At 66.6% G+C, this 19,160-nt stretch carries 16 protein-coding genes; 7 read left to right on the forward strand and 9 right to left on the reverse strand.

The genetic code is table 11. The features are described from left to right. The first annotated feature begins 72 nt into the window (after positions 1-72). Complete coding sequence (locus tag ABIB51_RS15435) at positions 73-1,005, forward strand: threonine/serine dehydratase (RefSeq protein WP_354189514.1); 933 nt, start codon at positions 73-75, stop codon at positions 1,003-1,005. A gap of 44 nt (positions 1,006-1,049) precedes the next feature. On the opposite strand, the gene ABIB51_RS15440 is transcribed toward ABIB51_RS15435, so the two are convergent. The 5 genes from ABIB51_RS15440 to ABIB51_RS15460 form a co-directional block, all read right to left on the reverse strand. Continuing rightward, positions 1,050-1,826, reverse strand: coding sequence for a carbonic anhydrase (locus tag ABIB51_RS15440; RefSeq protein WP_354189515.1), 777 nt, complete (start codon positions 1,824-1,826; stop codon positions 1,050-1,052). A 277-nt stretch (positions 1,827-2,103) separates the two neighbouring features. Continuing rightward, positions 2,104-2,916 (reverse strand): bifunctional allantoicase/(S)-ureidoglycine aminohydrolase, encoded by an 813-nt coding sequence (locus ABIB51_RS15445; RefSeq protein WP_354189557.1) that lies wholly within the window; start codon positions 2,914-2,916, stop codon positions 2,104-2,106. A gap of 10 nt (positions 2,917-2,926) precedes the next feature. Next, complete coding sequence (locus ABIB51_RS15450; protein WP_354189516.1) at positions 2,927-4,219, reverse strand: DUF6986 family protein; 1,293 nt, start codon at positions 4,217-4,219, stop codon at positions 2,927-2,929. A gap of 3 nt (positions 4,220-4,222) precedes the next feature. Next, on the reverse strand, positions 4,223-5,821 hold the full coding sequence (aceB, locus tag ABIB51_RS15455) for a malate synthase A (protein WP_354189518.1): 1,599 nt from the start codon (positions 5,819-5,821) through the stop codon (positions 4,223-4,225). Between the two features lie 16 nt (positions 5,822-5,837). Beyond that, entirely contained in the window at positions 5,838-7,232 is a 1,395-nt protein-coding gene (locus ABIB51_RS15460) for an NAD-dependent malic enzyme (protein ID WP_354189520.1), read from the reverse strand. A gap of 220 nt (positions 7,233-7,452) precedes the next feature. On the opposite strand from ABIB51_RS15460, the gene ABIB51_RS15465 reads away from it, so the two are divergent. Then, the gene (locus tag ABIB51_RS15465) at positions 7,453-8,208 is read left to right on the forward strand and encodes an IclR family transcriptional regulator (protein WP_185261646.1); all 756 of its coding nucleotides are present in this window, start codon (positions 7,453-7,455) and stop codon (positions 8,206-8,208) included. Positions 8,209-8,356: 148 nt separating this feature from the next. On the opposite strand, the gene ABIB51_RS15470 is transcribed toward ABIB51_RS15465, so the two are convergent. Together ABIB51_RS15470 and pucL are read right to left on the reverse strand one after the other, a co-directional pair. After that, positions 8,357-9,862: a nucleobase:cation symporter-2 family protein gene (locus tag ABIB51_RS15470; RefSeq protein ID WP_354189522.1), complete on the reverse strand. Its 1,506-nt coding sequence runs from the start codon at positions 9,860-9,862 to the stop codon at positions 8,357-8,359. Between the two features lie 142 nt (positions 9,863-10,004). Then, positions 10,005-10,913: a factor-independent urate hydroxylase gene (pucL, locus tag ABIB51_RS15475; protein ID WP_354189524.1), complete on the reverse strand. Its 909-nt coding sequence runs from the start codon at positions 10,911-10,913 to the stop codon at positions 10,005-10,007. 363 nt (positions 10,914-11,276) lie between these two features. Between pucL and ABIB51_RS15480 the strand changes: the two genes are divergently transcribed. Further along, complete coding sequence (locus ABIB51_RS15480) at positions 11,277-11,474, forward strand: hypothetical protein (protein ID WP_354189526.1); 198 nt, start codon at positions 11,277-11,279, stop codon at positions 11,472-11,474. 47 nt (positions 11,475-11,521) lie between these two features. Here ABIB51_RS15480 and ligD read toward each other — a convergent pair whose 3' ends face one another. Together ligD and ABIB51_RS15490 are read right to left on the reverse strand one after the other, a co-directional pair. Further along, entirely contained in the window at positions 11,522-12,766 is a 1,245-nt protein-coding gene (gene ligD, locus ABIB51_RS15485; RefSeq protein ID WP_354189528.1) for a non-homologous end-joining DNA ligase, read from the reverse strand. Between the two features lie 130 nt (positions 12,767-12,896). Next, positions 12,897-14,291, reverse strand: a complete 1,395-nt coding sequence (locus ABIB51_RS15490) for an 8-oxoguanine deaminase (RefSeq protein WP_354189530.1) — start codon at positions 14,289-14,291, stop codon at positions 12,897-12,899. Positions 14,292-14,654: 363 nt separating this feature from the next. Between ABIB51_RS15490 and ABIB51_RS15495 the strand changes: the two genes are divergently transcribed. The 4 genes from ABIB51_RS15495 to ABIB51_RS15510 all read left to right on the forward strand — a co-directional run bounded on the left by ABIB51_RS15495 (position 14,655) and on the right by ABIB51_RS15510 (position 19,159). Further along, entirely contained in the window at positions 14,655-15,149 is a 495-nt protein-coding gene (locus ABIB51_RS15495; RefSeq protein WP_354189532.1) for a nucleoside deaminase, read from the forward strand. A gap of 14 nt (positions 15,150-15,163) precedes the next feature. Beyond that, positions 15,164-16,690, forward strand: a complete 1,527-nt coding sequence (locus ABIB51_RS15500; RefSeq protein WP_502916150.1) for an NCS2 family permease — start codon at positions 15,164-15,166, stop codon at positions 16,688-16,690. Positions 16,691-16,985: 295 nt separating this feature from the next. After that, on the forward strand, positions 16,986-18,233 hold the full coding sequence (locus ABIB51_RS15505; RefSeq protein WP_354189536.1) for an XdhC family protein: 1,248 nt from the start codon (positions 16,986-16,988) through the stop codon (positions 18,231-18,233). Next, complete coding sequence (locus ABIB51_RS15510; RefSeq protein ID WP_354189538.1) at positions 18,224-19,159, forward strand: FAD binding domain-containing protein; 936 nt, start codon at positions 18,224-18,226, stop codon at positions 19,157-19,159. The genes ABIB51_RS15505 and ABIB51_RS15510 overlap by 10 nt, the downstream gene beginning before the upstream one ends. The last annotated feature ends 1 nt before the right edge of the window (position 19,160 follow it).

The raw sequence follows: 19,160 nt of genomic DNA on the forward strand, positions 1-19,160 counted from the left end.
TTTAAAAGCCCGCCCACGCGGGCGATAGCCTGAACATTGAAACCGGCCACACCCCGGAACGAGGAGTTCCCCATGATCACACGCACCGACGTCGACGAAGCCGCTGCCCGGATTGCCGGGAGGATCCGCGTCACGCCCGTGCTGGAGGCAGACCGCGGCACGTTCCCTGGCGAGGTGTGGCTCAAATGCGAGTTCATGCAGCACACCGGCACGTTCAAGGCCCGGGGCGCGTTCAACCGGGTCCTGGCCTGCCGGGAACGCGGCGAACTGAAGGACGACGTGGGCATCGTTGTGGCCTCCGGCGGCAACGCCGGCCTCGCCAACGCCTACGCCGCCACGGAAGTCGGCGTGCCTGCCACGGTGTTCGTGCCCGAGACCGCCCCGGCCGTGAAGGTCAAGAAGCTCGTGGCCATCGGCGCCAACGTGGTCCAGCACGGTGCCGAATACTCCGAGGCCTACGACGCCGCGATGGCCTACGCCGCCGAGACAGGCGCGGTCTACTGCCATGCCTACGACCAGCCCGAGATCGCCGCCGGCGCCGGCACCATCGGAACGGAGCTGCTGGAGCAGCTGGGCGAAGTGGACACCGTGGTGGTGGCCGTGGGCGGCGGCGGGCTCATGGCGGGGGTCGCGGCCGCCGTGGAGGGCCGGGCCAAAGTGGTGGGCGTCGAGTCCGAAACCACGCCCACCCTCCACGCCGCGCTCGCAGCGGGGACCCCCGTGGACGTGGCCGTCTCCGGGATCGCCGCGGACTCCCTGGGGGCCCGGCGGATCGGCCGGATCGGCTTCGAAGTGGCCGTCCGTACCGGCGTCCGCGCCGTGCTGGTCTCCGACGAGGACATCGTGGCAGCCCGCTCCCTGCTCTGGGAGCAGTACCGCATCATCGTGGAGCACGGCGCGGCCACAGCCTTCGCCGCCCTGCATTCCGGCGCCTACGTCCCGGCGGACGAGGAACGCGTGGCCGTGATCCTCTGCGGGGCCAACACGGACCCCGCCACAGTCTGAGCCGCACGGTCTGACCCGGACGGGGCGCGGGCCGGGCCGCGTTGCTACTGATCGACCACGACGACGTCCCTGCCGTTGAGCGGCTGGACCGGCCGACTGTTGCCCGCGTGCGCCGCGCGCAGTGTGGCGAGCTGTCCGGCTCCCAGCTCGATGGGGGTCTCGAGGAGCAGCCAGCGTACGCCTTCCGAGCAGGGCGGAGTGGTCAGGCTGCCGTCGTACGCGAAATGATCCAGCGACGTCGGGAACAGTGCAGGGAAGTCCACGACGCCGGCCGCCACCTTTTGCCCACCGGTTGCGGCCGGCACGCCGTCCGTAAACGGCGCCCACGCCGCATTGGTAGCCCCAACAGTGGCGAGGATCCCGACGACGGCCAGCCCGCCGTCGTCGGCCTGGTGGACGAAATGGAACTCGGCCTCGTGCCGGACGCTGTCCAGCGTGTGCTCGGACGGGGCGTGGAAGTGCATCTGCGTGAAGGCGTACTGCTTGCCGCCCACTGTGATGCCCTGGGCCGTGAGGGCGCGGAGTTCGGTGGTGTGGCCGTCGTCGGTCATCTCGCCTTCCGAGGCGGCATAGGCCAGGGTGAGCGGCGCCGGGGTAAGGCCGGAACCGCCGCCGACGTCGATGGGGGACTGGGCGGTGCCGGAAGAGCAGGAGCCGAAATCGGAGCGTAACGCGCCCCAGTGTTCGGGGCCTTCGGCGCCGTCGTAGGACCAGGCATGGGGTGTTGCGGCGGCGGCCGACGAGGGTGCCGCGGCCCCGGCGGCGGACTTGCCGCAACCGGTGACTAGTGCCAGCAGGCCCAGGCCGGATCCAACTAGCAACGACTTCCTGGTCATTATTGTGGCGCTGTGCATTTCCATCCTTCGGGTCGTGTAGGTCCGCACTGGAGAGCCCGGCCGGACCTACGACGACTATCACGGGGCCCGGTGGCCGGTCTTGTCACAGAGGCTCACCGCAGGATGTGACCGCAGTCCCGAAGCCAACGAAAACGCGAATCGCCGGAACCATATCCCGGTCGCTGTAACGTTGCAGCGATCGGAAACGGTTCCGGCGATTTCGGCGGCCGGCCAGTAAAGAGGCGGGCCGGTAAGCGGCAGCCTAAGTGAGGCGGATCTGGCGGTTCATGTCCTTGTACAGCAAGTAACGGAACTGGCCGGGACCACCGGCGTAGCAGGCCTGCGGGCAGAAGGCGCGCAGCCACATGAAGTCGCCGGCCTCCACCTCAACCCAGTCGTTGTTGAGCAGGTACATGGCCTTGCCCTCCAGAACGTACAGGCCGTGCTCCATGACGTGGGTCTCCGGGAACGGGATGACCCCGCCCGGCTGGAACGTCACAATGTTCACCTGCATGTCGTGGGCCAGGTCGCTGGAATCCGTGAAGCGGGTGGTCTTCCAGGCGCCGTCGGTATCCGGCATCGCGGTGGGTTCCACCTCGGCATCACTGGTGACGAAGGACTTTGCCTCGTAACCCTCGAGCCGCTCGTAGGCCTTGCGGATCCATTGGAAGGAGACGATGTCATCCGAGACGTTCTCCAGGCCCCATGTGGCACCGGCGGCCAGGTAGGCGTAGCCGCCTTCCTCGAGCGCGTGCAGTTCGCCGTCGAGCGTCAGGTTGACCTTGCCCTTGGTGACGAACACAACGCCCTCAACACCGGGCTCAAACTCGGCCTTCGGAGCGCCGCCGCCGGGGCCGATCTCCACGATCAGTTGGGAGAACGTGGTGGCGAACCCGGAGATCGGGCGGGCCAGGATCCAGGAGCGGGTGTTGGAGAAACCCGGCAGGGTGCTGGTCACGATGTCGGTCATGACGCCCTTGGGGATGACCGTGTAGGCCTCCGTGACGATGGCCCGCTCCGTGGTGAGGTGGGTCTGCGGCGGCAGTCCGCCCTGGGGGTAGTAGTACTTGCCCATCATTGGATCCTTACTTCGAAGTGGAGTGTGCCAGCCGCGGGTGCGCCAGTGCGGTCAGCTGGGAAAGTTCGACGCCGGCAAGCGCCTGGACCTCTTCGGTCCCCACTGCGCCGCACTGGACGCCGCGCAAGACGAATGCGGCCAGGGCCCGGGCGGTGGCGGGTTCGTCCATGACCCCGCCTTCGGTGCTGTCTGCGTTGTCTCGTTCCACGTAGGTGCGCAGGCGTGCCGCTGCGGCCGGGAGGCCCTCGCGGTAGAACGCGTACGTAGCGGCGAATCGGCTGGGTAGCTGGGCAGCGTGCAGGTCCCAGCCCTGGTAGTAGCCACGCTCCAGCGAGCGGCGGACGAGGCGTCCGTGCAGCTTCCAGGCATCCTCGACGGCGTCGCCCACCGGGATGATGTTGGTGGAACCGTCGGAGAGCCGGATGCCCGTGCCGGCGACGGCCAGCTGCATGACTTCCTTGGCGAAGTCCGCCACGGGGTGCTCCATGGACTGGTATTCGGCCGAGATCTGCACCGAGGCGGAGTAGTCGTAGGTGCCGTAGTGCAGGGCGCTGATGCGTCCCGGAACCACGTGCGGCAACTGCGCCACAGGGGACGTGCCTTCCGGTCCGAGGATCAGCTGCGGCGTTTCCACCTGTACCTCGAAGCGGAGCCGGCCAGCGGGAAGCCCATGGACTTCCTCCAGCCGGGACACGGCGAAGTCCATCGCCTGGACCTGGGCCACTGTGGTGACCTTGGGCAGGGTCAGGATGAGTCCGGCAGGAAGTCCGCCGGCCTGCGCGAGCGCGGAGACGAACAGGTCCAGTGTCTTCAGGCCGCGGGCCCGGGTGGGCGCCTCGAAGCACTTGAAGCGGATGCCAATGAACGGCGGCGCGGTGCCGGCGGCAACTGCCGCGGCCACAGCGTTGGCCGCCGCGACCGCTGCCACGTCCTCTGCCTCATCGCCGCGGTCGCCGAAGCCATCCTCGAAATCGAGGCGCAGGTCCTCGATCGGTTCCGTGCGCAGCTTGGCGCCGACCCGGGCGGCGACGGCGGCGGCGAGCTCCGGCTCCTGGCCCAGCAGCCCGCCGAGCTTCTCGAGGCCGCCGTGCGCCTCCGCCGTTGTGAGCGCCTGGGCGCCCCAGTCGGCAGCGAACGACGGCGTGAAACGGTCCGCCGGCACGTACACGGTGTGCACGGGCTGGCGGGTGCCGTCGTCGCCCGGGTAATTGCGTTCCAGAAGCTGGTCAGTGGCGGCCAGCTGTGCGTCGATGGCGGCGAGGTCCGCCGCGGAGAGCGACGGCGTGGGGGAGACCGCCATGCCTCAGCCCACCAGTTCGTAGGCCGGGGTGGTGAGGAAGTCCGTGTAGTCCTCGGACAGGCAGATCTCGGCGATCAGCTTGCTGGCCGGCTGGTAGTACCGGCGGAACGCCTCATCCCCGAATTCGGTCCGGAGCCGTTCCGTTTCCTCGCCCAGGATCCGCTCCACCAGTTCGCGGGTGACCGTGTTTCCGGTGTCCGCGAGGACGGATTTGTTGCGGATCTGCTGCCACACCTGCGAGCGGGAGATTTCCGCGGTGGCGGCGTCCTCCATCAGGTTGTGGATGGCCACGGCCCCGTTTCCGGAGAGCCAGACGGCGGTATAGGCGACGGCGACATACAGGTTCAGGCGCAGCCCGCCTTCGGTGACCTGCCCGTCAGCCGAGGCGATGTCCAGCAGCTGGTCCGCGGTGACCGAAACTTCGGGGCGCTGCTTGTCCAGCTGGTTGGGGCGCTCGCCGAGCGCGGCGTCGAACACCTCGCGGCAGGTGGGGACCAGGTCCGGGTGGGCCACCCAGGAGCCGTCGAATCCGTCGTTGGCCTCGCGGGTCTTGTCGGCGCGGACCTTGGCGAAGGCGGCCTCGGTGACTTCGGGGTGCCGGCGGTTGGGGATGACGGCAGCCATGCCGCCCATGGCGAAGGCGCCGCGCTTGTGGCAGGTCTTCACCAGGAGCTCGGTGTAGGCGCGCATAAACGGTGCGGTCATAACCACCGAGGCACGGTCCGGGAGCACAAATTCCTCGCCGGCGTCACGGAAGTACTTGATGATGCTGAACAGGTAGTCCCAGCGGCCGGCGTTCAGGCCGGACGCGTGGTCGCGCAGTTCGTAGAGGATCTCGTCCATTTCGAACGCGGCCGGGATGGTCTCGATCAGCACGGTGGCGCGGATGGTGCCCTGTCCAAGGCCCAGGAAGTCCTGCGCAAAGACGAACACATCGTTCCAGAGGCGGGCCTCAAGGTGAGACTCCATCTTGGGCAGGTAGTAGTACGGGCCCTGGCCGTTGAGCACCAGTTGCTTGGCCACGTGGAAGAAGTGCAGGCCAAAGTCAACCAGCGCACCCACGGCGGGTTCGCCGTCGATCAGTAGGTGCTTTTCCGGCAGGTGCCAGCCGCGCGGACGGGCCACCACAACGGCGATCGGAGCGTCCGTGCGGAGCTTGTATTCCTTGCCTTCGGGCGAGGTGTAACTCAGGCTGCCCGTGGCGGCGTCCCGCAGGTTCAGGATGGCGTCGATGACGTTGGCCCACGTGGGGGTGCTGGCGTCCTCGAGGTCCGCGAGCCAGACCTTGGCGCCGGAGTTCAGGGCGTTGATGGCCATCTTGGCCGGGGTGGCCGGGCCGGTCATCTCGACGCGGCGGTCCTGCAGCGCGGCGGGCGCCTCGGCGACCTTCCAGTCGCCGTCGCGGATTTGCTGGGTCTCCGGGAGGAAGTCCAGGCGGCTGGTGCGGGCGACGCCGTCGCGCTTGGCCTGGCGGGCCTCGAGCAGCTCATTGCGCGTGCCGGCGAAGCGCTGGTGCAGCCCCTCCAGGAAGGCCAGAGCTTTGGGGGTGAGGATCTCTTCGGCGCGGTCCACCGGCAGGTGGTCAGTGACAGTGATAGCCATGTTCGTAAGTCCTTTTCTAGAGAGCACGTGCGGCGCGGGCTGCGCCTGCCACTGCGGCAGCCACATCGGCGGCGACATGAGGATCGAAGACGCTGGGGATAATGTAGCTCGCGTTGAGCTCTTCGCCAGCTACGCGGTTGGCAATGGCGTCTGCGGCGGCCACGAGCATCTCCGGCGTGATGTCGCTAGCGCCGGCGTCGAGCAGCCCCCGGAAGAAGCCCGGGAAGGCCAGCACGTTGTTGATCTGGTTGGGGAAATCGCTGCGGCCCGTGGCCACGACGGCGGCGTGCTTGGCCGCGATGACAGGGTCGATCTCCGGCGTCGGGTTGGCCATGGCGAAGACGATCGCATTTTCAGCCATGGCCGCGACCTGCTCCTCGCCGATCACGTGCGGGGCGCTGACACCGATGAAGACGTCGGCACCGGCCATGGCTTCGTGCAGGGTTCCGGAGAACCCTTCCTCGTTGGTGTTTGCGGCAATCCACGCGCGGTGCTCGTCGTCGTACTGCTCGCCCGAGTGGATGGCTCCGGAGCGGCCGGCGGCAACGATGTGCTGCGCGCCCTGGGCCTTGAGGAGCTGGATGATAGCCGAACCTGCAGCGCCGACGCCGGAGACAACAATGCGGACCTCGGAGAGCTTCTTGTCCACCACGCGCAGGGCGTTATGGAGGGCTGCGAGGGTCACGATGGCCGTACCGTGCTGGTCGTCGTGGAAGACGGGGATGTCGAGTTCATCGCGCAGGCGCTTCTCAATTTCAAAGCAGCGCGGCGCTGCAATGTCCTCAAGGTTGATGCCGCCGTAGACGGGAGCCATGGCCTTGGCGATCATGATGATTTCCTCGGTGTCCTGGGTGTCCAGGCAGACCGGCCAGGCATCAACGTTGGCGAACTGCTTGAACAGGGCGGCCTTGCCTTCCATGACGGGCAGGGCCGCGGCCGGGCCAATGTTGCCCAGGCCCAGGACGGCCGAACCGTCGGTGAGGACGGCGATGGTGTTGCGCTTGACGGTCAGGTTACGGGCTGCTGCCGGGTCTTCGGCGATGGCGAGGCAGACGCGGGCGACGCCGGGGGTATAGGCACGGGAGAGGTCGTCGCGATTGCGCAGGGCTACCTTGGGGACCACCTCGAGCTTGCCGCCGAGGTGCATGAGGAAGGTGCGGTCCGAGACGTGCTGGACCGTGACGCCGTCGAGCGCGTTCAGGGCGTCCTTGACGCGGGCGGCGTGGTCGTCGTCGGTGGTGTTGCAGGTGACGTCCACAACAAGGGTGTCGTGGAGGGATTCCGTGACGTCAAGCGCCGTGATGGCTGCGCCGGCTGCGCCGACGGCGGCAGCGAGTTCACTCGTGGCGGTGAAGCTCGACGGCGCGGCGACGCGCAGGGTGATCGAATTTCCGGGGCTCGGGTTCGCCATTGAATTTCCTCCTCGTTGGGTCCGTTCCCGGACCACTCGTGCAACCTAATGTTTTCGTATTATGGATATTATTATCTGCAAAGTGGAAATGCAACCCCCTGGCGGTCATGTTTGGGGACATCGCCGGGGACCTGGTTGTGCTGTATGTTGAGTGTTCTAAGCAACTCTTTTCACGATGTGGATAAGAGATGTCAGAATCTGAGCCATAGGAGACAACGGAATGGCTGAAAAGGCCTCCGGAGGCGTGCAGTCCGTCGAGCGCGTCTTCGAACTGCTGGAACTCATCACAGACGCGGGCGGTGACGTGACGCTCAGCGAGCTCTCCTCCTCCACGGACTTGCCCCTGCCCACCATCCACCGCCTGCTGCGCACTTTGGTCTCGCTTGGCTACATCCGCCAGCTGCCCAACCGCCGTTACGCGCTGGGCCCCCGGCTGATCCGGCTTGGCGAAGGCGCCAGCAAGCAGCTTGGAGCCGTGGCCCGCCCGCAGCTGAAGAACCTCGTGGACCGCCTCGGCGAAACCTCCAACATGGCCGTGCTGGATTCGGACATGGTCATCTATGTGGCCCAGGTGCCGTCCATGCACTCCATGCGCATGTTCACCGAGGTGGGCCGCCGCGCCCACACGCACGACACCGGCGTTGGCAAGGCGATCCTGGCCCAGCTCGACGACGAGGTGGTGCGCGGCATCGTGGCCCGCACCGGCATGCCCACCCCAACGGCCAAGAGCATCGGCGACATTGATGCCCTCCTTGCCGATCTCAAGCTGATCCGTGAACGCGGCTACTCCATCGACGAGGAAGAGCAAGAGCTCGGCGTGCGCTGCTTCGCGATGGCCGTGCCCAACGCGCCCACCCCTGCCGCCATCTCGGTCTCCGGGCCGATCAGCCGCGTGGACCAGAGCTTCGCCGACCGTGCCGTGCCGCTGCTGCGCCAGGCTGCGATGGCGATCTCCGCGGAGCTCAACCAGAACTGACGCGTCCCACCGTCGTCCTTTCCCAACCTCAACAGCGACCAACCACAACAGCGCGAACCGGCAGGTAATGCCCTCAAATTCCACATTTGAGGGCATTTGCTGCCAGTTCGCGCTTTGGGTGGTGGTGGAGTTACGGAGGTGGGTTTGCCTAGTGGTCAGACTTCGACGACGACTCCACCGTGACTTCCTTGCCCTCGGCGTCGATCAGCTTGCCGCCCTCGAAGCGGTCGCCGTCCGCGAGGCACAACAAGTCAGTTGCTGTGACCACGCGCCCGGTACCGGCCACAAACACCGACTGGTTCTCCGAGTTGCCGGCCTTGAGGTGGTTGAAGAGCAGGTTCAGCAGGATGGCCATTATGGCGGCCGAGCTGATGCCGGAGTGGAAGATGGTGCCGAACCAGGACGGGAACTGGTCGTAGAAGGCCGGTGCGGCGATCGGGATCATGCCGAAGCCGATGGACGCGGCCACGATGATCAGGTTCATGTTGTTCTTGTACTCCACCTTGGACAGCGTGCGGATGCCGCTGGCGGCCACCGTTCCAAAAAGTACGACGCCGGCACCGCCCAGGACAGGGGTGGGCACCGCCGCTACCACCCGGCCGAGGACCGGCAGCAGCCCCAGCACCACCAGGATGACGCCGCCGGCGCTGACCACAAAGCGGCTCTTGATGCCGGTGATGGCAACCAGACCTACGTTCTGGGCGAAGGCGCTCTGGGTGAAGGAGCCGAAGAGCGGCGAGATGGCACTGGAGAGCATGTCGGCGCGCAGGCCGTCGCCGATGCGCCGGGAATCGACCTTGGTGCCCACGATCTCGCCGACGGCAATGATGTCTGCCGAGGTTTCGGTCAGGGTGACCAGAATGACGATCAGCATGGAGATGATGGCCGCGATGTGGAAGGTGGGCGGCCCGAAGGCGAACGGAGTGGGGAAGGCGACGATATCGCCTTGGCCCACCTTGGAGAAATCGGCCATGCCGGTGACGAAAGCGATGACAGTCCCGATGATCATGGCCAACAGGATGGACAGTCGGGAGATGGTGGCGCTGCCGACCTTGCTGAGCAGCAGCACAATGCCCATGGTGGCCGCGGCCAGGCCGATGTTGGCCACGCTGCCGTAGTTGGGTGCCTTGCTGTTGCCGCCCATGGCCCAGTTGGCGGCCACCGGCATCAGCGTCAGGCCGATGGTGGTGATGACGGTGCCCGTGACCACCGGCGGGAAGAACCGGATGATCTTGGAGAACAACGGGGTGATGGCCAGGCCGATGAGCGAGGCGACGATGACCGAGCCGAAGACGGACTGGATACCCCCGCCGCCGTGGACGATAGCCACCATGGTGGAGACTCCGGCGAACGAAACGCCCTGGACCAGCGGCAACTGCGAGCCGAAGAACGGGATGCCCACGGTTTGCAGGATGGTGGCCAGGCCGCCGACAAACAGGCAGGCCGCGATGAGCAGGCCGATGTCCGTTGAGGACATGCCGGCTGCGGCTCCGATGATGAGCGGTGGGGCGATGATGCCGCCGTACATGGTCAAGACGTGCTGGAAGCCGTAGGCGAAGCTGCTGCCAATGGAGAGGCGCTGGTCTTCGGGGCGGTCAGAGGGCTGGCGGCCGGTCTTGGCGGCCGGGCTGGGGGACTTTTTCTTGAGGTTCACGGCAGACTTTCTGGTTCATGGCAGACGTCTTTGTCTGGCTAACGTGGTCTGGCTAAAAGTGCGGGGACTTGCCCGGTGGATTTCTCCCGGTGGTCGAGCCTGTCGAGACCCGGGGATCCCGACAGGCTCCATCATCGATTGGTCAGCAGAACCCGGCGATGCCGGACCAGGCGATGTCCGCCGGGGTGGCGTCGTCGCGCTGGACCGTGGCCTCGATCAAGCCGTACGGCCGGTCGGCTGCGAAGAAGACCTCGTTGGGGTTCTCGAGCCCGAACGGCGAGAGGTCCACCAGGAAGTGGTGCTTGTTGGGCATGGAGAACTTGATCTCGTCGATCTCGCTGTGGGCTTCCAGGACCTTGGTGCCCATCTCGAACAGCGTCTGCTGCAGGGCGCGGGAGTACTTCTCCGTGAACCCCTCGAGCAGGAGGCCCTTGACGTCCTCGTAGCTCTTGTTGAAGTCCAGGGTGCCGAAGTCAGTCCCGGTCTTGAAGCGCCAGCGGGCGGAAACGTCGGTGGCCAGGATGCGGTCCGTGGTTTCCGGGAGGGTGGTGTATTTGTCCTTGGGGTAGCCCACAAAGCCGGACTGCGTGGTTTTCAGGACGGTCAGGTCCTTGAGCCCGGAGATCAGGTGCGTTGCGGCGCCGTCGCGGACCAGGACGGCGGTGCGGACTTCCTGGCCGTTGCGCACGAAGGAGTGGTCGTGTTCGCTGCCGTGGGCCTGGATCCGGTCCCAGCTGTAGGACTCGGCTTCCCAGCGGCCGCCCGTAACCCAGTCGAAGCCCGAGGTGAAGTGCTCCCCGAGGCGAAGCAGGAAGGCTTCGGGCGAGCCGACACCTTCCCGGGCGAAGGCGTAGATGGTGTTCTTCTGGGTGTCCGTTGCCACTACGTGGGCGTTGTCGCCCTCGCGGTGGGCGGCCTCGAAGTCGCCGCGCAGCTGCGAGGTGACGTTCAGGTCCTCTATCTCGTGGCGGTCTGTGTCGCGGGTAATTTTGACGACCCGGACTTCGGCCTTTCCGTACTGGTTGTGGCCGAGGATGATGTTGCTGCTCATGGTCAGATTCCCAACTTCAGGTATGTGGGACCAAGGTTCCACATAGAAATTAAGCGCGCATTTCCCGCGCGTTTCTAGTACCGTCGGCCCAACAAAAAATGAGCCGACATCAATTGACGTCAGCTCATTACGACCCTGCCTGCTGCTCCCAGGTTACGTGACTTGCGCCACGAGTTAGGTATCAGAATAGCCCAGCTTCGGGGTGGCGTACATCACAATCTGAAAAATCAGTTTGTGACCGAGGGCCGCCCGGACCATTGACGTACCGAGACCCGGCAGTTTAGGCTATTTCACATAGCAAAAGTTCTTTTCCACTTTGCGGAATCATAGAAGCACCATCAACCCACCTCGGAGGAGGATCAGATGTACCAGCAGGACACAACGCCGGCCGCACGGGAAAACACGGCGGCACCGGCCGTTCAGGAGTTCTACCTCCCCCTCGGAGGCGGAACAGATCCGGACTTCTATCTGCCCGCAGACCGGGAGCATGTTCCGGGGCGCTTCTCGCGCTGGGTCCACGGCCTGCCGGGCTTCGGCAGCCAGCGTTCCCAACGGGGCTGACGACACGCATCTTTGCGTGTCGCGGCGCCTTTTGCGCGTCGCTGGCGCTACGGCCCAGGGCGCCCCGGCCACTGCTTGCCGGCCCATGGGTCGTAGTCGGCGATCAGCTCCTCCTGCGGCGGGCGCTCCGCCTCGGGGACGTGCTGCAGGTTCACCCGCACCCTGTACCAGAGCGAGCTGGATCCGCGCATTCCGTCGACGAGCACATCGGCCGGATGCAGGGCCGGGATTAGGTCCGCATGCCCGGTCTTCCACTCCTCAAGCGCCGCGAGCGCCTCGGGCTTGGACTTTGTCCGGGCCACCTCGATCAGCGGCATCACGGACAGCCGGCGGCCGGAGCCGTCTCCGCTGCGCGGCGCCTTCTCCGCGGGGCCGAGCTCTTTAGCCAGGGCGAGGAGTCCATCGAGTGAGCCGACAGCGTCGTCGATCCCGGCGTGCGGATCGCCCACATCGGCGAAGCGCTCAGGCACCGTGCGCACGGTGAACTGTTCCGGCCGGATGGAGCGGACCTCGTCCCAGGTGAGGGGCGTCGAGACCCGGGCGTCGGTCAGGGGCCGGATTGAGTACGCGGATGCCACGGTGCGGTCCTTGGCGTTCTGGTTGAAGTCGACGAATACACTCTCGCCGCGCTCCTCCTTCCACCACCGCGCGGTGGCAAGGCCGGGAGCGCGGTTTTCGACCTCGCGGGCGAGCGTCTCGGCGGCGAGCCGCACGTCGCGGTATGACCACTGCGGCGCGATGCGCACCAGGATGTGGAGTCCGCGCGACCCGCTCGTCTTCGGCCACCCCACGAGTCCAACGTCGTCGAGCACCTCCCGCGCGACATAGGCGACATCGACGATCTGGGACCAGCCGACGCCCGGCATCGGATCGAGGTCGACCCGGAGTTCGTCGGGGTGCTCGAGGTCCTCGGCGCGCACGGGATGCGGGTTGAGGTCGAGGCAGCCAAGATTCACCACCCACGCCAGGCCCGCAGCATCCCGGATGACGGCCTCTTCAGCCGACGTCCCCGATGCGTAGTGCAGCGTCGTGGTGTCGATGAAGTCGGGGTGGTTTTCGGGCACGCGCTTCTGGAAAAACGGCTCAGCGTCGATGCCTTTCGGGAAGCGCTTGAGCACCATGGGCCGGCCACCCGCACCGCGCAGCGCACCATCCGCCACGGCGAGGTAGTAGTGCACCAGGTCGAGCTTCGTCAGCCCGGGCTCGGGGAACACCACCTTGTCCGGACTCGAGATGCGCACCTCGGTGCCGGCAATGTTGAGGATCTCGGCCGGGGTCTTCGACGGGCTCATTCCGCCACGCTAGCAACGATCGGATGTGGCAGCCAGACCTGAAGCATGGGCCCCGTTCGACGGTTCCCTGCAGGTACGACGTCGCTGAGCGTCGTGTGCGCAGGGAACCGTCGAAATGGTCGGCAAAGAGCTACCCCGCCACGAGCTTTCGCGCCGCTGCCGAGTGCTTCGCGATGAGCCCGGCGACGTCCAGGCCGGGGATCTGACCGTCCACCACGCGCCATTCGCCGCCCACCATCACCCGGTCCGCGCGGTCGGCGCCGCACAGCAACAGTGCCGCCACCGGGTCGTGGCTCCCGGAGAAGCGCAGGTCGTCGAGGCGGAAGAGTGCCAGGTCGGCCTGCATCCCGGGCGCCAGTTGACCAATATCGGAGCGCCCCAGCACGGCTGCCGAGCCCCGCGTCGCCCAGCCGAGAGCGCGCTCCACCGGAACGTCCGCGCCATAGCGCAGCCGCTGCAGGTACAGCGCTTGCCGAGCTTCCAGAATCATGTTGGAGGCATCGTTCGACGCCGATCCGTCCACTCCCAGCCCCACCGGGACCCCGGCTGCCTCGAGTTCCAGCACACGAGCGGTACCTGATGCAAGCCGCATGTTCGACGTCGGGCAGTGCGCGACGGCGGTGCCCGCGGCGCCCAGCCGGGCGATCTCGTCGTCGTTGAAGTGGATGCCGTGGCCCAGCCAAGTGCGGTTGCCCAGCCAGCCGACGCTTTCCAGATAGTCCACGGTTCGTAAGCCAAACATCGAGTGGCAGAAGTCTTCCTCGTCGATGGTCTCGGCGAGGTGCGTGTGCAGCCGGACGTCGAGCCGCTCGGCCATCAAGGCGCTCTCGGCCATGATTTCCGTGGTCACCGAGAACGGCGAACACGGGGCCAGCGCAATCTGGATGACGGCGCCGTCGCCGCGCTCGTGGTACCGGGAGATGAGGCGTTCGCTGTCCGCCAGAATGATCTCCGGCCGCTGCACCGTGGACTGCGGCGGGAGGCCGCCGTCGTCCGTTCCCAACGTCATGGAGCCGCGCGTGAGCGTGGCCCGCATGCCCAATTCGCGTACGACGCCGACCTCCACATCGATCGCGTCCTCGAGTCCCGCGGGGAACAGATAGTGATGGTCGGCTGCCGTGGTGCAGCCGGAGAGCAGCAGCTCGGCCAGGGCCACCTTCACCGCGAGTTCCAGGCTGTCCGGAGTCAGGCGCGCCCAGACCGGGTAGAGGTTCTGCAGCCACGGGAACAGTGGGGCATTGGCCGCCGGACCCCAGGCGCGCGTGAGGGTTTGGTAGAAGTGGTGGTGCGTGTTGATCAGGCCCGGCATCAGGACATACGCGGAGGCGTCGAACACGGCGGAACATGGTGCCGACGGCTGCCCGCCGGCCGGAACCAGCTCGGCGATGATGCCGCCGCTGACCACGATGCCGCCGCCGGCATCGAGCTGGTTGGCGGTGAAAGCGGCGAGCGGGTTCTTGATCCAGAGCCTGGACGGGGATGGGGCGGGGGATGAGACCGGGGACGGGGTTTGCGGGTGGGCCATGGATGGCTCCTTGTCTGGTCGGCGACAAATGCGTTCCAGCTCAGTTAGGCCCTGTCTGCTGATCCAGGATGCCGGACTGCTCACTGGCGGCCGGTGGGATTCAGCGTAGGACGCACGCGGAAGCGCGTCAATGTGACCCGTCTGAAGCCTGAATTTCACATCACGAAATTAAGTTTCCAGAATCTATGGCGCTGCTCACACATCCGGTGCTAATCTCGAACTTGCCAAAGGCGGGCACCCGGACTCCGGGAAGCTATCTACCAGGCGAACCTTCAAAAGCACATGCTGAAGCCTGGTAGCCGTATCACTGGCGCGTCCCGTCTCAGGGTTACTGGGCTTCCTTGCCACTAAGGAAGTCGCACAATGAGCACAACCGTCACGGCCGAACATTTCCTGGCCACATCCATAAAACTGGCAACAGCCAACGTCCTGGACAGCGGCGGCCCGTTCGGCGCCGTCATAGTCACAGCGGATGGCCGCGCCTTCGAAGGCGTCAACCGGGTCACCGCCACGAACGACCCTACGGCCCACGCCGAGGTCACCGCCATCCGCAATGCCTGCCGCGAACTCGGCACCTTCGATCTCAGCGGATCCACCCTCTACACCAGCTGCGAGCCCTGCCCCATGTGCCTGGCCTCGGCCCTGTGGGCACGGATCGGCAACGTGGTCTTCGCCGCAGACCGGCACGACGCCGCCTCCGTGGGCTTCGACGACGCGGTCTTCTACGAGTACTTCGAGAACGAGGACCGGGATGCACTGATGCCGGTCGCCAAGCTGGAACTGGGCGACCCCCAGGCCCCCGCCATCCTGGAACCGTTCAACACCTGGAACACGCTCGATTCCAGGATTGACTACTAGGGCCGGTGGCTGACATGACAATCCTGGACCCCGCAGAAATGCGACCGGCAGCTGAAAAGCAGGCTGCGCCCGCAGGCGCAGGGCAGACAGCGGCACCCCGCCCCCCGGCGTCGAAATCCTTCCTGGACAGTTTCTTCCAGATCACCAAGCGTGGCTCCACGCTGGCCCGCGAATTCCGCGGCGGCATTGTCACGTTCTTCACGATGGCCTACATCGTGATCCTCAACCCGCTGATCCTGGGCGGCTTCTCGGCCGAGAACGCCCCTACCGACGTCGCCGGCGGCTGGCTCCCGGCAGCGCAGGTGGGGGCCGTCACCGGGCTGACCGCCGGCGTTATGACCATCGTGTTCGGCCTCGTCGCAAACCTGCCCTTCGGGCTCGCGGCGGGCCTGGGCATCAACTCGTTCCTGGCCGTGGCCGTCATCCAGGACGTCACCTGGCCCGAAGCCATGGGCCTGGTGGTCATCAACGGCATCCTGATTGTCCTCTTCGGCGCCACTGGTGCCCGGACGGCGATCTTCAGGGCAGTCCCCAAGGAACTCAAGGCCGCCATCACCGTTGGCATCGGCCTGTTCATCGCCTTCATCGGCTTCGTCGACTCCGGTTTTGTCCGCCCCACCAAAGGCGGGCCGCCGGTCCAGCTCGGCAATGACGGCTCCATCACCTCCATCCCCACACTCGTCTTCATCATTGGTCTGCTGGTCATGGGCATCCTCGTGGCCCGCAAGATCCAGGGCGGCCTGCTGATCGGCATCGTCGCCACCACCGCCCTCGCCGCCGTCGTCGAGGCCGTTATGCACATCGGACCCGGCAGCGCCGACAACCCCGGCGGCTGGCACCTCAACGTGCCGGTGCTCGCCGGCCAGCTGGTCTCAATGCCGGATCTCGGCCTGGTGGGGCAGTTCGACCTCTTCGGCTCGTTCTCAAGGATCGGCGGCCTGGCCGCCACCATGCTGGTGTTCACCCTGGTGTTCACCAACTTCTTCGACGCCATGGGCACCATGACCGGCCTCGCCAAGAGCGCCGGCGTGGCCCACAAGGACGGCACCTTCCCCAAGCTGAAGTCGGCCTTCATCGTCGAAGGCCTCGGCGCAGTGGCCGGTGGCGCGACGTCCGGGTCATCGAACACCGTGTACATCGACTCCGCCGCGGGAATCGGCGAAGGTGCCCGCACCGGCCTGGCCTCCGTGGTCACCGGCGTGCTGTTCCTGGGCTCGATGTTCTTTACGCCGCTGACCTCGGTGGTACCGCTCGAGGTTGCAGCCTCCGCCCTGGTGGTAGTGGGCGCCATGATGATGGCACAGATCCGCGAGATCAAGTTCAGCAAGTTCTCGATCGCGCTGCCGGCCTTCCTGACCATCGTCACGATGCCGCTGACCTACTCGATCGCCAACGGCATCGGCGTCGGATTCATCTCCTTCGCGGTCATCAGCGCTGCGTCCGGCAGGGGCAGGAAGGTCCATCCGCTCATGTGGGTGGTCACCGCGGGCTTTATCATCTACTTCGCCCGGGGACCCATCAACGCCCTGATGGGCGTGTAGGCCCTGGCGTTACCGCCCATTCGGGCGCCTCAGACGGCGGTCCATCCGCACCCACCGCAATGAGTAGGCGTCCGCCGCCGTGGTTCGCAGCACCGGAACCCACGACGGCGGGCGGCGATGGAGTGCGGCTGCTCCGTCACGGACCGGGGCGGGATTAGAGGCCCGCCCCGGTCCACTCAAACAACTACCCTGACTTTCCCTCTACACCAGCAAGGAATGAGATTATGAGGCAAGACCGCGCACTGTTCCGGACAGGCTTCCCGTCCGGGACCTCAGTGGTAAAGGACGTGTTGCCATGCTGGACCTAATACCTTCGCTGGAAAGCTGGCGGCCCGCGGTCTCCGGCCAGCGATGCGCCGTCGCCACCATCGTGGCCGCGGGGGGCTCCGTGCCCCGGCCGCTCGGCACCTCCATGCTTGTGTCGGAACACGGCGATGTGCTGGGTAGTCTCTCCGGCGGCTGCGTGGAAGGCGCCGTGGTGGACGCCGCCCTTGAGGCCATGCGCGACGGCGGCAGCCGCCTTGAGTCGTTCGGCTACAGTGCCGAGGACGCGTTCGCCGTCGGACTCTCCTGTGGAGGAGAGCTGGAAATCCACATCCAGCCGCTCGGGTCATCGCTGGAAGCCATGGACTTCGCCATGTTGAACAACCTGGCGGGCCGTCACTCCACCGCTGCCCTGGCACTGATCCGCAGGCTCGACGCCGGCGGGGGAGCCGTCGTCGTGCAGGATCCTGTGCGGTTCCGCGCCATGGAGTCCCCGGAACTTGCCCGGCTGGTGGGTGATCATCCCGCTACTGTTTACGCGGCAGCCGCCCAGCTCGAGCCACTGCTCCAAGGCGGCCGCGCCGGTTTGGTCCGGGTGGCACCACCCGACGGCTGCTCCGACAGCCCGGACCAGACCCACCCCGAACCCATCACTCTGTTCGTGGAAAGCCGGCTCCCCGCCGCGCGTATGCTCATTTTCGGCGCCAACGACTTCGGCGCCGCGCTGCTCCCGGCCGGGAAACTGCTGGGCTATGACGTCACCTTGGGTGATGCCCGGCCGGCTTTTTCGAACCAAAGCCGCTTCCTCGCCGCCAACCAGGTGGTCACTGACTGGCCGCACCGCTACCTTGCCGCAGAAGCAGCCGCAGGACGCGTGGACGGCCGCACCGTGGTGTGCGTGCTGACCCACGACCCCAAGTTCGATATCCCGCTGCTGGAAACCGCGCTTGGCCTGGGCCTCGCCTATGTGGGCGCCATGGGTTCGCGGCGCAGCCACCGCCAACGCATCGATGCGCTGCTCGCCGACGGCACGCCGGCGGAAGCGCTGGAGCGGCTCCACTCGCCCATCGGACTCGACCTTGGCGCCGTCACGCCTGCCGAGGTCGCGGTGTCCATTACGGCCGAGATCATCGCCTCCCGTGGCCGGGCCGGACGAGGCAGCACCACGCTGGCGCCGCTCAAGGACGGCTCCGGCCCCATCCACCCCACATCAGAACCCCGCTCCACCCACGAACCCCGTTCCACCCACGAACCCCGCCAGGAGGACCCATGGACATGAATACCATCGAGGCCGTCGTCCCCACGGCAGACCCCGCCGACTGGCGCGACGGCGACGCCTGGCTGGCCGGCGGCACGGTCCTGTTCTCCTACGGCAGCACCGTCCTGAAGCGATTGCTGGATTTGGGCGAATCCGGTTGGCCGGCCGTGACCGTGAGCGACGCCGGGATCGAATTGGCCGCCACGTGCACCGTCGCGGAGCTCTACGCCCTTCCGGTTTCGGACGAAGTTGCCGGCAGGGAGTGGCCGGGCTTGGACTTGTTCCGTCCGTGCTGCGACTCCTTCGTGGCATCCTTCAAGATCTGGAATATGTCCACCGTGGGCGGCAACCTGTGCACGTCGCTCCCGGCCGGGCCCATGATTTCGCTCGGCGCCGGGCTGGACGCCACCGCCACCATCCTCGGCCCCGGCGGCAGCAGCCGCACGGTCCCGGTGGCCACGTTCATCACCGGGGACGGGCAAAACAGCCTGGCACCCGGGGAGCTCCTGCGCAGCATCCATCTGCCGGCGTCGTCATTGGCCGCGAAAGTGGCCTTCCGGCGGCTCTCGCTCAGCAACCTCGGCCGTTCCGGGGTGCTGCTGATCGGACGGCGCGACGCCGGCGGCGGCCTGGTCCTCACCGTCACCGCCGCCACCAAACACCCCGTGCAGCTGCGGTTCACCGCCGCCAAGATGCCGGGCCCCGCGGCCCTGGCGGCCGCCGTCGGGAAGGCCATTCCCGCGGAGCTGTACCACGACGACATCCACGGGCTGCCTGAATGGCGCCGGGACATGACCCTCCGGCTCGCGGAGGAGATCCGTGCGGAGCTGCTGGAGGAACGGCTCACCGTGTCGGGCGATTTCTGGACCGGCCGGCCGCACGCCTTGTCGCCGCAGCCGAGCGCGCAACCCGAAACAATACAGAACAAGCAGCAGAAGGAGGCCTGAG

Origin of the sequence: Arthrobacter sp. UYCu712, from assembly GCF_040547005.1 — a bacterium.
Taxonomy (GTDB): Bacteria; Actinomycetota; Actinomycetes; order Actinomycetales; family Micrococcaceae; genus Arthrobacter.